The following is a 14,067-nucleotide window of genomic DNA, read 5'->3' as shown; positions in this document are numbered from 1 at the left end:
GCTTTCTCGATCACTCCGGTTCGTGCCACCTCACGCGGCCGTTGCCGGCCTCGTTCAGGCGCGCGACCAGCGCGGCCGCGCCCGTTTCCGGCAGGTTGAAGGTTGCGCGCACGTCGTCCCCATGCAGCACCTCGTCCAGGGTGGCGCCGGCCCCGTCCAGCTCACGCCGCAGCAGGCCTTCCAGCGCATACGGCACGCTGCAGTGCAGGATCCTGGACTTGACGATGGCAACGCGCTCGGCCGTCAACAGGGCCTGCGCGACGCTGTCCGTGTAGGCCCGCACGAGCCCGCCGGCGCCCAGCTTGACGCCGCCGAAGTAGCGCACCACCGTCGCCAGCACGCCTTCCAGGTCCTGGTGGCGCAGCACGTCCAGCATCGGGCGTCCGGCTGTGCCGCTCGGTTCGCCATCATCGACGGCCGCCGATTGCCCGCCCGCCAGCAGTGCCCAGCACACGTGCGCCGCGCCCGGGTGCCGGGCCTTCAGCTGGGCAACCACGGCCTGGGCGGCGCCGCGGTCCGTCATCGGCTGGACGCAGGCCAGGAACCGGCTTTTCTTGATGGTCAGGTCGGCGCAGCAGGGCGCGGCAAGGGTGTGCGGCATGACGGCAACTTCGATGGATGAAGTGGCGATTGTACCGGGCGCCCGTACAGCCGTGCAGGCGACCCCGCTTCGTTAGCCAATTCCAATCGCTCAGGTGTATGCCGCCATGCTAACGTGAAGCCCGCCCGGGCATGGCCGCCCGGTAAGCCACGGAAAGGAGGCACCATGCGTACCATCGACGAACGCCGCAGCGACATGGCAACGGCCCACGTCATCGACCATGGCGTGACGGTCGCCTGCACGCACGGCTGGCGCTACGCTGCCCATTACCTGGAGAACCAGGGTGTGGCGGTGGCCACGATCCGGCGCGTGCTGCTGGGTGACGGCAGTGCCCGCGCCGGCGCCACTTGCACGCCAAGGTGGTATGGCGTGCCAGCCCGGGAGCGCGACAGCCTGCCCGACGCCAAGGCCTGAGTCCGGTCGCGTTCAGCGCACCAGTTCGCCATCCTGTACGGCCCTGCCGGCCGGCGTCCGGCGCGCATCGCCACGGCGCCGGTTCGGGTCGTACAACACGCGCATGATGGTGGACGTGCCGACGCTGTGCATGCGCAGGAACTCCTCGGCATAGTGGCGGTCGTGCCGCGCCAGCAGTACCAGGGCCTGGTCGATGATCGTTGCCAGTTCGACGTTGCTGCGAGGCGAGGGGGCGGTTGGACAGCGCGCCGAGACCTGCGGCATCGAGCGGCGCAGCCGGTCCTGGTCCGACGGGGGCTGGCGCGCATCGGTACCCCGGCGCGCCCCGCCCTGGGACAGCACGCGCAGTGCCACGTGCCGGGGCACCTCGCGCATGCGCATGTGGCGCCACGCCTTGACGCAACCCCACAGGACATCGATGTCGAGTCCGGCTGCGACGGCAAGCGCCGTCTGCTGGTCCTTGCGCTGATCGTCGGTCATCTGAGCCTCGCAACGGTCGTTGAAGTCTCGCAGGTACCGCCCATCGAGCCGTAGGACGCCCCGGCGGCAGCGGTGGCGATGGCGTGACCTTAGCACGTAAGCGGTGTGCCGTTCATAGAATTTGGCAATGGCTGGCGGCCAGCCGAAAAAAAGGCCCTGCACTGGCAGGGCCCGGGCCGGCGCCGTGGGTCAGCCGACCCGGCGGCGGCGCAGCGCGGCCAGCGCCACGAGACCAACGCCCAGCATCATGTAGGCCTCCGGTTCCGGCACCGCCTGCAGCGGCGCCGCATCGATGCGCACGGCCACGTCGGCCAGGCGTGAATCGAGGAACAGCGCGTCGGAGAACGTCAGCGCGGTCGTGCCGATGCCGATCACGTCGAAGCGGATGTGTGCCAGGGCGCCGCCGCCGCTGACGCCGGCCGTCTGGCCGATCAGCGAGTTGTAGACGAACGAGACGGCACCGGTCGTGTTGTCGATGCTGTCGTAGCCGCCGACCGTATTGCCGCCCGTACCCAGGAAGGCGCCTTCCGTGACGGCCGTCGCGCGCAGGATGGCCGGGTCGAACGACAGCGAGAACTGGTAGCCGTACAGGTCGCTGACATCGGCGATCAGCACGCTCAGGTCGACGGTGGAGCCGCGTACGGCCGGGTTCGGCGAGGCGCTGACGGACAATACGGGAGCGGCCGATGCCTGCGCGGATGCGGCACCCAGCAGCAGCGCGATCGTCAGGCGGTGATTCCAGGCTTGCCAACTTTTCACATTACTCTCCTTTGCCCCAGGCGCACGCGGCCGGGGGGCGTTGATGGACCCGCCGGCGTTCCGGCGGGAAGTCTGCCAGGGCAGCGGGCCGCTGGCCCGCTGCCCTGCGGTGCCGGGTCAGCTGCAGGCCGTGCCCTTGGCGACGTGCTGGGAGACACCGGAGAGGTCGCGGATGTCGACCACGCCATCGCGATTGACGTCGGCCCGGCTGTCGTAGCCGGGTTGACCGGTGCGTTTGCCCAGCGCCCCGCGCACGACACCCAGGTCGCCGCAGTCGACGCTGCCGTCGGCATTGACGTCGCCCGCCAGGCGGATCGCGAAGTTGGCGTTCGACACGTCAAAGAACACATTGCCGATGGCCTCGACCTTGATGCGCGCCGTCTTCGAGGCGAGTGCCGGCAGGGTGACCGCCTTGCTGCCCGAATTTGGCGTGCTTGCCGCCAGCACGTGCGGGAACGTCTTGCCGCCGTCCACCGACAGCGTGATGCGCACGTTCTGCGTATTGACGGGCGCCGCGTTGGTATTGGCGACGCTCCACGTGACCGTCTGGGTCGAGCCCGAGTCCACCGTGGCCGCGGCGTTGTGCGACGTTACCCGGAACGGACCGGCTTCGGGTGCCAGCGTCAGGCGCGTGCTGGCGCTGCCCACGCCACCCTGGCCATCGCGGGCCGTCACGCGGAAGTTCAGCGCGCGCGGGTTGACACCCGGCAGGCCAACGTAGTCGGCCGTCGGCAGGAACTCGGAGAAGCAATCGATGTCGGCCGCCGTCGGGTTCGAGGCCGGCGTGGGGCAGGCCCCCGTCTCCGCGTTCGTATTGTTGGCCAGGATCTGCGCGATGTCGGGGAACACGCGGGTCGGATCGGCGGTCACGTGGTTCTCGCCCGGCGAGTTGTACTGGATCGTGCCCGCGCTGGTGACGACGGCGCGGATGCCGAACTGGCGGAACAGGGGGCCGTTGGTCTTCGTGTTGTCCAGCAGGCCCGTGCCGCTGTTGCCGCCGCGGTCGTTCTGCTCCCACAGATAGGTCAGCGGATCGCCATCCGGATCCACGGCGCTGCCGGTCAGGGCGAACGGCGTGCGCAGCGGGATCGTGTAGCCCGCCGCGACCGTGACGACAGGGGGCTGGTTGCCCGTCGCGGAGACCTTGCCGCCCCGAGCCGTCGGGCCGCCGGCCGTGATTTCACCGACGATGGCGCTGCAGCCGCCCGTGCAGTTGACGATCTCCAGCTGCGCCACGTTGGTCCCGGCGAACGCGCCGCTGAACGTTGCGGTGAAGCCCGTGTCGGAAACGGCGCTGATGGCGACGGTGCCGCCCGCCGGCCAGCCGTCGATACTCTGGATCGCTTCCTTCAGGGCGCCCACGTTGTAGTTGCGGCCCCGCACGATCGGCGCCGACAGCTTGCCGTTCCAGCGCACCTGGAACTGCTGGCCGTCGCTGGCGAACTGGCGCAGCACCACCATCTGCAGTTCGTTCAGCACGCTTTCGGCGCTATTCACGTAGGTGACGACCTCATCGAAGCTGCGTTGCGACCAGTAGGGATCGCTGTGCGGCTGCAGGTTGTCGGTGCTGCAGATGCCGGCATAGGCCATGATGGACGAGCCGCTGCCCGGTTCCACGGAGGTCTCGTCGTTGCGGTTGCCGCCGCTGCAACTGGAGTTCACGCCGTTGAACGTGTGGTTGCCGGCGAACTGGTGGCCCAGTTCGTGGGCCACGTAGTCGACCGCGAACAGGTCGCCGACCGGGGTCGGCACGCCTGTGCAACCCTGTGCCTTGGCGCTGGCGCCCACGACGCCCAGGCTGGCGATGCCGCCGCCGTTCAGGCCCAGTGCGATGTGGCCGACGTCGAAGTTGCTGGCACCCGCCAGCAGGCCCGTGACGATGCGGTTGCGGCCGAGCAGGCTGCTGCCGCAGCTGGCAGCCTGGCTGGGGGTGTAGCAGGCGGTGGGGCCGCAGGGCCCGTTGGCGCCCGTCATCTCGGCTGCAGTATTCAGATTCAGCTTGTCGGTGGCGTCGATCAGCACCAGGCGGATCGAGGTCTCGTCTTCATAGATCTGCGTGACGCGGTTGATCAGCGTGACCTTGGCCGCCGTGACGTTGGCGGCGCCGAAGTAGCTGGCGTAGGACGGGTCGGAAACCAGTGCCAGCCGGTAGGTGCGCAGCTGGGTGCCGGTACTGGCTTCCACTGCCGCGCCTTCGCGTACGACGTGGTAGGCGGCCGTGCTGGCGTTGCGGCCGTCGGTGGCCGTCACCTCGTAGGCACCCGGCGTGCCGTTCGGCTCGGCCGTCAGTGTCGCCTTGACGGTGCCGTCCTGGTCGGCCGTGGCCGTGACGGTACGCAGCGGCGCGCTGTCGCCCTCGGCGCGCACGGTCAGGCTCACGCTTGCCCCCGGCGCGAAGCCGGCGCCCCGCACTTCCAGCGCCTCGCCCGGCTGGTAGAAGCCGCGCGTCAACGTCAGGCGCGCATCGGCAAGCGGCTTTTCCAGCAGCGGGCCGTGCTGGTTCGGCAGGTCGCGCCGGTGATAGCTGGCGTACAGGCTGTCGTCCAGGTGGTAGTACGGGTCGACGTACCAGCCGCCGGCGGGCGAGCGCACGGAGGCGTGCAGGCCGAGTGGCGTGATATCCATGCGCAGCGTCGCGCCCGGGTCGTCCACGCCCTTGCCCTTGTAGGTCTTGATACCAGGGTGCTTCGCCGCCAGGCCCGGCTCCATCACGGGCGACTCGACGATGACGAAGCGCTGGTAGCCCCCGTCCGGATGGGGCAGCGAAATCGTTTGCTCGCCAATGACGGCGCCGTCACGACGTTCCATCGGTGCGCCCGCGGTCAGGGACTGCATGCCACCCTTGTCCAACGCGGCGGCGTGGAACTTGCGTGGCTTGACCGACAACTGGCGACCGCCCCCGACGGTGAGCGACTCGGACGGCACCGGCACGCTTTGCCAGTATGCGGCTGCCGCCTGCGTGGACACCGGCGCCGTGGCCTGGGCCGCCTGGGCCGGGGCGAGGGCGGCGGCCCACCCGAGGGCGATGCATAGGGCAAGGGTGGTTCGTGCACCGGGGCCGCGCTTGTGTGGCCGGTTCAGCCCATCGGGTGCGGACGGGGGCGAAAGCTTGGTTCTCATGCAGTGTCCTTTCGGGTATCGGATTCTCTACACATCAGTGGCCGTGCCTGTGTTGTGGTTCTGGTCCTGATGACGGCCGGCATTGGCGTGCCCCGCCCGTTGTACGAACGGCTTGTATTTAAGGCAACGGCCAAGTATTGCCGAATTGTCCAGGCCTCACAACCGTATTTGGCGTGGTGTTGTAAAGAAGGCAAACCTATTGCGCAGCAGCCGAAGTTGGTCTATGAGCCGGGCCGGGCGGTGCCGAGCGTCGTGGGTCAGCGCGCCGGAAATGCCGCGCGTTATGTTAATTGTGTGCGCGACATCAAATAACCGGTCTGCTAAGCTGACCTTGGCAGTAGGGATCGTGAATTTTCTGATGGGATAGGAGTCTGCCATGTGGACAAGACTGATATGTGCGGCGGCGCTGGGCGCGGCAGCGGCCTCGGCGTCGGCGGAAACATTATGGGAGTTCAGCTATACGGGCTTCCACAACAGGGAAGCCAACGTCTTCGACCCGACCTTGCGCTTCAGCGGCGCGTTTTCCGGGACCGATGCCGACAGCAACGGCGAGCTCGATATCACCGAATTGACGCATTTCAGCTGGGATAATCGCCTGTACGTCGACCGCGGCGGCCGGCCGTGCGGCGCCAGCCAGTGCGAGCTGAACGGCTTTACCTACGACCTGCGGCTGGGCCAATTGAACTTCTCCTCGCACTGGGCGTACGAGGACGAGGCATCGCGCTCGTCGGGGTCCACGCAGGCGGGGGCGCAGCTGAGTTATTTCGGCTATACGCCGGGCGGTAGCGTGTCGTCGCATTACCTGTGGACCCCTGCGACGCAGTTCGCCATCAATCCGCCGCCGATTCCGGAGCCTGCGGCAATCTGGCTGCTGGGCGCCGGGCTCGCAACGGTGGCAGCTTGCGCGGGGCGCGGCAGGCCTCGCCGACAAGGCGGTCCAACAAAACGTTGCTGATTTTATATTGCAGCCGACCATTACGGGCCGCGCCGCTACTATAATTGCTGACGTTTTCACCAGAAATGATAAATGTCACTTAACTTATAGGAGTAGCCATGCTGCGAAAGGTCATTGGTGCCATGGCGCTGTGCGGGGTGGCCGCAACCGCATCGGCCGAAACACGGTGGGACTTCCGGTTCGAGGGTTTTCTCAACACCACGACAAATGTATTCGAGCGAAACGAAGGATATAGCGCGACGTTCATGGGGTCTGACACCAACGGTGACGGCATCGTTCGCCAAAACGAATTGACGGGGTTCTTCTTCAACGATTCGGAATTCACGGACGTGGATTGGCACTATTGCCTGGTGACCAAGTGCGAGCTTGAAAACTTCAGTTACGACCTGCGCACCCGCGAGATGGGCGGCAAGTTACAGTGGGATTACCACGACGCCTGGAGCGGCGGTGCCGTCCATATCGATTTCGGCAAATACGTCTACGCCAGCGGATTCGGTTCAAGGGCGACAGCGGTACGAGCTATCTGTGGACCGACCAAACCCGTCTCCTGATCACGGCGGTACCGGAGCCGGACACCATTTGGATGATGGGTGCCGGTCTTGTGGCAGTCGGGGCCGCCGTGCGGCGGCGCAAACGCTGAATCGGGTTGCGGCAGCGCTGCCATGCGAATCGCAGCGGCGGCAAGAAAGGCTCTGTGCCCCGGTCGCAGTGAAGTAGCCCATCGGTACTTAGATGACGCTGAGCATCAGCGCTACGCGCAGGAAATGCTGCGGCAGCGCAACCAGGCTGACATCCAGCACGTGTCGCCAGCCCAGGTAATTGGGCAGGTGCCGGCTGGCGAGACCGGGGGCCGATGGGAGCACAGGCCTGCACGGGGCGTCAGGCAGAACCGCACGCGGCGGGCGAGGGCGCCGGCACATCGGGGCGCTTGATCCCTGGCTTGCGCCGCAGCGCCAGCAGCGCCAGCAAGGCCAGCCACAGCGCCACCATGGCCTGGGCGAAGACATCGCCGACGCGGCTGTAGACCGTGCCGCCGCGCCCGGTCGGCACATCGCCGACCAGCATGGACGGCCCGCGCACCGTGCGCCGTTCGGCCACGATGCGCCCGTTGGCATCGCTCAGCGTCATCAGCCCCTGCGAGGCCGAGCGCGCCAGGGCAAAGCCGTTCTCGACACTGCGCACCACCGCCATGCGTCCATGCAGATACGCGTCCCGGTCGAAATCCCACGCCGGCACCAGCATCAGGCCAACATCGCGCCGGCCGTACAAGCGCAGGTCCTGGGCGAAATCCATATCCTTGCAGATGGCGACACCGGCGTCGCTGCCGCCGATCCGCGCGACCAGTTCGGCGGACCCGGGCACGTATTGCGCTTCCAGGCCCGGCACCATGCGCTTTTTCAAGTAGGTCCGCACCGCTTCATCGGGCCCGTACAGGGCCGCGATGTTCAGACGCCCACCCGTGGGCGCAGGGCCGTCGAGGCCGGCGACGATCACGCTGCCTGGCGGTGGTGCCAGCCTTGTGCCGGCCGCCAGCATTTTCTCCGGGACGACGATGGCTGCAGGTCGCTGGCTGGCAACGCTGGCGACCTGGCGGGCGAAGGCGGCCGCGATTTCCGGCCCTGCCGCGGGATCGCGCGGCACCCGGCCGGCATAGCGGTCGTCGCTCAGCAGGGCGATGCGCAGCGCGGGGCCGGACGGTTGCGCCAGCTGCCAGGCGCCGTACAGCAAGGCGGCCAGCATCGGCGCCGACCAGGCCAGCGCCGCCTTCGTGTCACGCGGGCTGACGTACAGCGTGGCCAGCCCGGCCGGGATCGCCGCCGCCAGGAACGTGAGGCCGGCAACGCCGGCCAGCGAAGCCGTTTGCAGCAGTGGCGCGACGTTGACCAGCGCATAGCCGAGGGCGCCGAAACTGCCGTTCGGCGCCGCCAGCCCATACAGGTATTCCGTGGCCGCGCTCATGGCCGCGAACCCGAGCACGGCCAGCCCGGCTGCGCAGCGGCGATGCAGCGCCCGCATGAACAGGACGGCCAAGGTGAACATCAGGGCCTGGTACGCCGCCAGGCCGTAGATCAGGGGCAGGACCCGGCCGTAGAACCACATCGGTCCGGCCTCGCCCAGCAGTCCGACCGCGAAGGCCAGCAGCGCGGCATGCCATGCGCGGGGCGCACGCAGCGCATACACGAGCAGCGGTACAGGCGCCACGAGGACCAGCCAGCCGAACTGCCCGGTGTCGCGGCTCACTGCCAGCAATACGCCCGACAGCAGCGCCGCGGCCATGCCTTGGATCGTCATGATGCGTCTCCTTCGAGGTAGATGCGCGCCGCCGAGCGAAGGCACAATGCCGTGAATGCCGGCCGCGACAGGTTGAATCGTCCGGAGCGGTGCAGGGCGACGAGTCCCTGCAATACTCCCCACACGGCCATGGCCAGTTCCAGCGGCGGCCCGGCGCGCACCAGGCCCGCCGCCTGGCCTTCGGCGAGGCGCCGGGCAAAGCCGCCGATGACGGGCGAATGCCCCGCTTCGAAATCTTCCGGGTAGACCCGTTCCGCTTGCGTCCTGAGCACGAACGCGGCGTCGAACAGCGCCGGTTCGTCCAGGGCGAAATCGACGAATGCCGTTGCGATGGCTTCGAACGCTTGCAACAGCGGCAACGGGGGCAGGGCCTGGATGCGGCGTTGCCACATGTCGAGCGCGTGGGCACCGACGGCTTGCAACAACGCGGCCTTGTCGGCGAAATGGCGGTACACGGCCATGGGCGTGATGTCCGCCTTGTGGCTTACTGCGCGCAAGCTTAATCCGTCCAGGCCTTTGGCTTCGAGTTCGGTGATGGCAATGGCAAGGATGCGTTCCCGGGTCGTCATGTATACACTGTATACTTGATTTTGCCCCTCTGTAAAAGTGATCGAGGCCAGCGTTGCCTTTTTAATACAAGTCTCGGCCGCGGCAGCTCGACATCGGCCGGCGGCAGGGTGGCGCGGTTGCATTGCCGTATCATCGTCAGGCAGGCACGATCGCCGGCTGGCGAGGTGGCCCGACAGGAGGGCAACGTGGACAGGACTGAACTGTATCAGGCGTATTACAACGAACATTCCGCCCAAGCGAAGCTGCACGAAGAGCAGCGCGAGCGGATCACGGGGATCGTCCTCACCATTGCCACCTTGCTGATCGGCCTGGTCACTTTCGCCAAGCTGGCACTCGTCGCCCTGGCCGCCTCCATACCCATCATCCTGCTGGGCGTGTATGGCTGGTTTTTTGCTGGAAAGCATTACGAACGGTTCAAATTTCATACCGCCGTGATGCGCAGGATCAGGCAGGAACTCGATGTAATGTACGCGGCGCGGGAGCATGTCGGGGCGTCGCTGGAAACGCTGCGCAGCGAAGCGGAAGCCTCGCACTACCGGCGATTCCGGTGGCCCGCCTATCGCAAAAGCTTGCGGCCTGCCCAGGGTGGGGCGGCCTCATGGATTGCGCGCCGGCGGCTGCACGTGTTCTGGGAAGGGATCCACTTGATGGTGGCCCTGATTGGCGTCGGCCTGACGATCGGCATTGTCGTGAAAAAGTTTGTCGTGGAGGAGCCGGAAATCACCCGGGTGCAGATCGTCGGCCCGACTGCTTGCGAACTCGCCCGGTCGGCGGCGTTGCGGTGTGCTCCCAGCACACAGCCTGGTCCCGCCGGCAAGCACTGACAGCAGGCGTGTTACGGATTGGCGCTCCGATCCGGGTAATCGATCGCTGCCGTTCGCCTGACGTCCCAGAACAAGGGCTTCCAGTCGATCTCCCGGCCGTCGATACGGACGGGGCCAGCCAGCCACATCAGCGGTAGGACGGGTTTGGGCACGCTCGACGAGAACGAGACGGTCGAACCGAAGCGCAGTGCCCCCAATGCCCAACCCATCAATTTTTCTTCCGGAATCGGGTCCAACGCGGCGCCGTCCTGCCCGCGCTTGGCATCGCGGCGCCGTTCTAGAAACGAGGACACCAGTTGCCGGCCCAGATGGGTGCAGATTTGTAATGCTTCATCACGCCGGCCCGACCAGAACTGATCGGACTGAAAGGCAAGGGGGCGGATCAGGCTGTCGATTTCATGCCGGATTTCGTCATCGGTCGAGTTCGCGAGATCCTGCAGGCGACTGAATGCGTCGTTTTGCAGGAAATCGTAGTGATAACTGGCCGTCGCCGGTCGCAGCTGGATATTCTGCAGCCGCTCGCGCTTACTGAACAACCGGCCGGCAATGAGACCCGCGTCGCTCGTCACGGCGTAACGGAAATGGATCTGGCAGGCGGCGTTTCTCAGTCCGCTGTTCTTGCAGATATTGTTCAGTCGCCGGACCAGTTCGACGCCGCTCCACAAACCGTCCTCATACACGAAAATGATGTCCTTGCCGATGCCGTCGATGCAATCGGGTTGTTCCGGGTCGTATTCGATGACCTGGCTGGCGGGATACAGTTTCTCGAGGATCATCTTGACGTTCAACGAACTGCTGCCCGGCTCGGGATCGCGGAAATAGGCGTGGACGACCTTCAGTCCTGCGAATTCCGCTTCCGGTACCAGGAATGCGCTGCGCAATTCGTCGTCCGCTACGACTCTCAGCAACTTGAGCAGGTTGGTGCCGATCCAGCGCACACCCAAGGCGTCGAATTGCTGGGCCCACGCGTCCGGATGAAGGCTGCGGATCGCCGACTTTTCCCACTGGTAGGTAGCGTGCGTCAGCCAGTCCAGCTTGCGCTTCCTTAATTCGTCGAAGATCAGCTTGACGAGGACGTCCAGGCTGTTGGCCTTGTGCAGCCGGATGCCGACCTGAGCCAGCCTGGTAACGTCGATGGCAACGTGCGCCTGTACGATGATGGCCGAGTAGTCGCCGTCCGCCAGCAGGTCGATCAACTGGTCGGTTCGCGTGTTGTAATCGACCGGTTCCTCATGTTGCTTGCGGGCGGAGCGGCGTTCGCAGACTGGATAAATTTCGACCTGTCGCTCCCATCCCATGCACGCCTTTTCGGCGATGCGCCGCAGTACGCTCTCGGCATCGGCGGTCTTGATCACGAGGAGGAGCTTGCCGGCCATGTCACGCTCTTCAAGGCCGGGATGCGTGCCGGGCAGCCTCGCTGGCCAGGCCAGCGGGAATCATGACCTTGCGCAGTTCGTCCAGGCTCATTCTGGCGACGGCATACTGGACCATCGCGCGCAGTTCCAGCAGTTCAGGCAGCTCGTCGGAGGCGGTCGGGGTGACGGCCGGCACTCCGGGCCGGCGAATGCTGTAGACGATATCCGCGCCAGCTTTGCCGCACAGCTGCAACAGCCCCGCCAACCGCATGTCGACGAACCGGCTCAGGGCTCCTGGGCCTGTCGGGATTCCGGTGACGCGACGCAGGTTGAGCGACGGGAAGTGTTGGCCTATCAGATCGCCCAGCTGGGAGCCGGTGATCTCTGCCTGAGGCGACCCCAGCAGGAGGCCTTGCAAGTCTCGCACGACCGCATCGACTGTCGCGTTTTCCATGGTTCGGTTCCCTCTGGATAAGGGGCACCTATAACCATAAGTGCCCCCTATGTTGATCGTTAAGGATTAACGATAATGTGAAGCCGGATTAGCGGCATTCGTCAGCTTGGCAATCGTGCCTGCCAGGATCGAGATCGGAACGGTAGAGTAGCTGCGGGTGTACCGCACTTTGCAGGCGCCCTGTCCGGTAATCGTCGATGCCCGTCAGTAAAGGTAAGCTTCATATGCTTCCTAACGAAGGTAAGATTGAACAAAAAAAACACTCTTGGCGACAAATGCCGGCATTGGAGTCGAGCCAACGCCGCGGTACTGAGTCAGCGGAGAGACCGATCAGCCATCCAGCAGTTACACCAGCCCTCCGGAATCGTACGATTGTAGGATCCCTGCTGCAAAAATCAGTGTAGTCTTGTCGCCGCCGTTTGCAAAATGGCTGATGTGGCGTAATTGCACTGACAGCGAACGGCCGGCTTGGCAATGCTCATCAGGGCGCGAATGCCCGACGAAGAGGAAATGAAGGCAAAAACAAAAACGCCAACCCGAAGGTTGGCGTTCTTGAAGAATCTTGGTAGGCCGTGCGGGATTCGAACCTGCGACCAACGGATTAAAAGTCCGCTGCTCTACCAGCTGAGCTAACGACCCAAGGTACAACACAACTTTGCAAGTGGTAGGCCGTGCGGGATTCGAACCTGCGACCAACGGATTAAAAGTCCGCTGCTCTACCAGCTGAGCTAACGACCCTCCGAAAGAAGCGGGATTATAGGATGCCCCGGCCGTCGTTGTCAAATGCTGTCGAGCAAATCCGTTGGACCGACGGCATCCATTCCGCTGCCGTCCGCGTCACTTGCTGCCCAGGCGTTCCTTGGCCGTGCGGGCCGCCGTCGTGTTCGGGTAGTTCTTGACGAGGTCCTGCAGCGTCTTCTTGGCGTTGTTGACCGCTTTCAGCTCCGTCTGGCAGCTGGCGATGTTGAGCATCGCGTCCGGGGCCTTCGGGCTGTCCGGGTAGTTCTTGATGACCTGCTGCTGCGCCAGGATCGCGTTCTTGCAGTCGCGCTGTGCGTAGTACGCGTTGCCCAGCCAGTACTGCGCGCCGGCGGCGTAGGCCGAACCGGGGTAGCGGCGCACGAAGTTCTGCAGGGACGTGGCGGCGGCCTCGTAGTTGCCTTCCTTGAACTGCTGCATGGCGGCGTCGTAGGCGTTCTGTTCGCCCTGGTCGACGGAGGCGGTCTTGCCGTCGATTTCCACCTCGCGCGGCTCCAGCTTGCGCAGGCGTGCGTCCAGGTCGGCGTAGAAGTCCTTCTGGCGCTTGGTGGCGATGGTGATCTCGTTTTCCAGCACTTCCAGCTGGCCGCGCAGGCGGGCGATCTCCTGCATGGTCTGCTCGTGCTGGTTCAGCATGTCGAGCGTGACGCTTTTCTCGGCCTTCGTGTCGAGGCGGGCATTGAGGTCCTTGGTCAGCGCTTCGACCTTGGCACGCAGATCCAGGATGGCGCGGCGCGCTTCGTCGTCGTCGAAGACGCCGGCGGTCGCATGCAGGGACAAGCCGGCAAATGCCAGCGCGAGGGCCGTCTTGGCGAATTTCATCATGTTTCTCTACGCTTTCAAATAAAAAACGGGACAACACGCAGTATAGCCGCGCATTGCCCCGTTGTACCCTTGAAAGGGATTTGTGCCGCAGGGATTACTTGTAGACGATGTCAGCACGGCGGTTCTGCGCCCATGCTTCCTCGTTGTGGCCTTCGGCTTTCGGTTTTTCCTTGCCCAGCGAAACGGCTTCGATCTGGCCTTCCGGTACGCCCAGGGCGGTCATCGCGCGGCGCACGGCTTCGGCACGCTTCTGGCCCAGCGCCAGGTTGTACTCGGCGCCGCCGCGTTCGTCGGTATTACCCTGGATCAGGATCTGACGGTTGGTGTTCTTGGTCAGGTACTGCGAGTGGTTTTCCACGACCGGCTTGCCGTCTTCACGCACAACGTAGCTGTCGAAGTCGAAGTAGACGCTGCGGTTGGCCAGCACGCCCTTCGGATCGTCCAGCGGGTCGATCGACTTGGTTTCCACCGGCGCGACAGTGCGGGTCGGCTCAGCCTGGGCGGTCGGTTCCGCCGGCTTGCTTTCCACTACCGGTGCCGGTTCGGTCACTTTGACGGGCGACGAGCAAGCAGCGAGCAGGGCTGCGCTGGTGATGATGAAGGCGAGACTTTTTACGTTACGCATTTTATTTCTCCTGGTCGTTGTGAAAGGTATTGTG

Annotated in this window: 16 protein-coding genes and 2 tRNA genes; 5 read left to right on the top strand and 13 right to left on the bottom strand. The window is 65.2% G+C overall.

Translation table 11 applies throughout. The annotated features are described in order from the left end of the window. Positions 1–10: 10 nt before the first annotated feature. A complete protein-coding gene (locus PX653_RS12545; protein WP_277418189.1) occupies positions 11–601 on the bottom strand; it encodes an IMPACT family protein in 591 nt (196 codons plus the stop codon). A 165-nt stretch (positions 602–766) separates the two neighbouring features. Between PX653_RS12545 and PX653_RS12540 the strand changes: the two genes are divergently transcribed. Beyond that, positions 767–1,015, top strand: a complete 249-nt coding sequence (locus PX653_RS12540) for a hypothetical protein (protein ID WP_277418188.1) — start codon at positions 767–769, stop codon at positions 1,013–1,015. 12 nt (positions 1,016–1,027) lie between these two features. Here PX653_RS12540 and PX653_RS12535 read toward each other — a convergent pair whose 3' ends face one another. From PX653_RS12535 to PX653_RS12525, 3 genes are all read right to left on the bottom strand, one after another. After that, positions 1,028–1,495 carry a hypothetical protein gene (locus tag PX653_RS12535; RefSeq protein ID WP_277418187.1) on the bottom strand — a complete coding sequence of 156 codons (468 nt, stop codon included), beginning with the start codon at positions 1,493–1,495 and terminating at the stop codon, positions 1,028–1,030. Between the two features lie 189 nt (positions 1,496–1,684). Beyond that, a complete protein-coding gene (locus PX653_RS12530; protein ID WP_277418186.1) occupies positions 1,685–2,254 on the bottom strand; it encodes a cohesin domain-containing protein in 570 nt (189 codons plus the stop codon). A 117-nt stretch (positions 2,255–2,371) separates the two neighbouring features. Beyond that, positions 2,372–5,374 (bottom strand): reprolysin-like metallopeptidase, encoded by a 3,003-nt coding sequence (locus PX653_RS12525; protein ID WP_277418185.1) that lies wholly within the window; start codon positions 5,372–5,374, stop codon positions 2,372–2,374. Between the two features lie 376 nt (positions 5,375–5,750). Between PX653_RS12525 and PX653_RS12520 the strand changes: the two genes are divergently transcribed. The 3 genes from PX653_RS12520 (at position 5,751) to PX653_RS28370 (ending at position 6,969) form a co-directional block, all read left to right on the top strand. Beyond that, entirely contained in the window at positions 5,751–6,329 is a 579-nt protein-coding gene (locus tag PX653_RS12520; RefSeq protein ID WP_277418184.1) for a hypothetical protein, read from the top strand. Positions 6,330–6,427: 98 nt separating this feature from the next. Next, on the top strand, positions 6,428–6,880 hold the full coding sequence (locus PX653_RS12515) for a hypothetical protein (protein WP_277418183.1): 453 nt from the start codon (positions 6,428–6,430) through the stop codon (positions 6,878–6,880). Next, positions 6,802–6,969, top strand: coding sequence for a PEP-CTERM sorting domain-containing protein (locus tag PX653_RS28370; RefSeq protein WP_371876475.1), 168 nt, complete (start codon positions 6,802–6,804; stop codon positions 6,967–6,969). Before PX653_RS12515 ends, PX653_RS28370 begins: the two co-directional genes overlap by 79 nt. 88 nt (positions 6,970–7,057) lie before the next feature. Here PX653_RS28370 and PX653_RS12510 read toward each other — a convergent pair whose 3' ends face one another. From PX653_RS12510 to PX653_RS12500, 3 genes are read right to left on the bottom strand one after another with little or no spacing between them, the layout of a single operon-like run. Then, the gene (locus PX653_RS12510; RefSeq protein WP_277418182.1) at positions 7,058–7,192 is read right to left on the bottom strand and encodes a hypothetical protein; all 135 of its coding nucleotides are present in this window, start codon (positions 7,190–7,192) and stop codon (positions 7,058–7,060) included. Positions 7,193–7,208: 16 nt separating this feature from the next. Continuing rightward, complete coding sequence (locus PX653_RS12505) at positions 7,209–8,621, bottom strand: hypothetical protein (RefSeq protein WP_277418181.1); 1,413 nt, start codon at positions 8,619–8,621, stop codon at positions 7,209–7,211. Further along, positions 8,618–9,313 (bottom strand): TetR/AcrR family transcriptional regulator, encoded by a 696-nt coding sequence (locus PX653_RS12500; protein WP_277418180.1) that lies wholly within the window; start codon positions 9,311–9,313, stop codon positions 8,618–8,620. Before PX653_RS12500 ends, PX653_RS12505 begins: the two co-directional genes overlap by 4 nt. Positions 9,314–9,376: 63 nt before the next feature. On the opposite strand from PX653_RS12500, the gene PX653_RS12495 reads away from it, so the two are divergent. Next, positions 9,377–10,015: a hypothetical protein gene (locus tag PX653_RS12495; RefSeq protein ID WP_277418179.1), complete on the top strand. Its 639-nt coding sequence runs from the start codon at positions 9,377–9,379 to the stop codon at positions 10,013–10,015. 11 nt (positions 10,016–10,026) lie between these two features. Here the strand turns inward: PX653_RS12495 and PX653_RS12490 are convergent, their stop codons facing one another. From PX653_RS12490 to pal, 6 genes are all read right to left on the bottom strand, one after another. Next, positions 10,027–11,391, bottom strand: coding sequence for a phosphoribosyltransferase-like protein (locus tag PX653_RS12490; protein WP_277418178.1), 1,365 nt, complete (start codon positions 11,389–11,391; stop codon positions 10,027–10,029). Positions 11,392–11,401: 10 nt separating this feature from the next. Next, the gene (locus PX653_RS12485; protein ID WP_277418177.1) at positions 11,402–11,824 is read right to left on the bottom strand and encodes a hypothetical protein; all 423 of its coding nucleotides are present in this window, start codon (positions 11,822–11,824) and stop codon (positions 11,402–11,404) included. A gap of 563 nt (positions 11,825–12,387) precedes the next feature. Continuing rightward, a tRNA-Lys gene (locus PX653_RS12480) sits at positions 12,388–12,463 on the bottom strand. 23 nt (positions 12,464–12,486) lie between these two features. Then, a tRNA-Lys gene (locus PX653_RS12475) sits at positions 12,487–12,562 on the bottom strand. A 99-nt stretch (positions 12,563–12,661) separates the two neighbouring features. Further along, positions 12,662–13,408 (bottom strand): tol-pal system protein YbgF, encoded by a 747-nt coding sequence (gene ybgF, locus PX653_RS12470; protein ID WP_277418176.1) that lies wholly within the window; start codon positions 13,406–13,408, stop codon positions 12,662–12,664. A 94-nt stretch (positions 13,409–13,502) separates the two neighbouring features. Further along, complete coding sequence (pal, locus tag PX653_RS12465; protein ID WP_277418175.1) at positions 13,503–14,033, bottom strand: peptidoglycan-associated lipoprotein Pal; 531 nt, start codon at positions 14,031–14,033, stop codon at positions 13,503–13,505. Positions 14,034–14,067: the final 34 nt, after the last annotated feature.

This window comes from Pseudoduganella chitinolytica (assembly GCF_029028125.1).
GTDB lineage: Bacteria > Pseudomonadota > Gammaproteobacteria > Burkholderiales > Burkholderiaceae_D > Rugamonas > Rugamonas chitinolytica.
This window is presented reverse-complemented; position numbering and strand designations above follow the sequence as displayed.

What these genes read in the sequence shown, in the direction of transcription:
- PX653_RS12545 (WP_277418189.1), bottom strand. Translation starts at nt 601, where the DNA reads ATGCCGCACACCCTTGCCGCGCCCTGCTGCGCCGACCTGACCATCAAG.
- PX653_RS12540 (WP_277418188.1), top strand. Translation starts at nt 767, where the DNA reads ATGCGTACCATCGACGAACGCCGCAGCGACATGGCAACGGCCCACGTC.
- PX653_RS12535 (WP_277418187.1), bottom strand. Translation starts at nt 1,495, where the DNA reads ATGACCGACGATCAGCGCAAGGACCAGCAGACGGCGCTTGCCGTCGCA.
- PX653_RS12525 (WP_277418185.1), bottom strand. Translation starts at nt 5,374, where the DNA reads ATGAGAACCAAGCTTTCGCCCCCGTCCGCACCCGATGGGCTGAACCGG.
- PX653_RS12520 (WP_277418184.1), top strand. Translation starts at nt 5,751, where the DNA reads ATGTGGACAAGACTGATATGTGCGGCGGCGCTGGGCGCGGCAGCGGCC.
- PX653_RS12515 (WP_277418183.1), top strand. Translation starts at nt 6,428, where the DNA reads ATGCTGCGAAAGGTCATTGGTGCCATGGCGCTGTGCGGGGTGGCCGCA.
- PX653_RS12505 (WP_277418181.1), bottom strand. Translation starts at nt 8,621, where the DNA reads ATGACGATCCAAGGCATGGCCGCGGCGCTGCTGTCGGGCGTATTGCTG.
- PX653_RS12500 (WP_277418180.1), bottom strand. Translation starts at nt 9,313, where the DNA reads ATGCAACCGCGCCACCCTGCCGCCGGCCGATGTCGAGCTGCCGCGGCC.
- PX653_RS12490 (WP_277418178.1), bottom strand. Translation starts at nt 11,391, where the DNA reads ATGGCCGGCAAGCTCCTCCTCGTGATCAAGACCGCCGATGCCGAGAGC.
- PX653_RS12485 (WP_277418177.1), bottom strand. Translation starts at nt 11,824, where the DNA reads ATGGAAAACGCGACAGTCGATGCGGTCGTGCGAGACTTGCAAGGCCTC.
- ybgF (WP_277418176.1), bottom strand. Translation starts at nt 13,408, where the DNA reads ATGATGAAATTCGCCAAGACGGCCCTCGCGCTGGCATTTGCCGGCTTG.
- pal (WP_277418175.1), bottom strand. Translation starts at nt 14,033, where the DNA reads ATGCGTAACGTAAAAAGTCTCGCCTTCATCATCACCAGCGCAGCCCTG.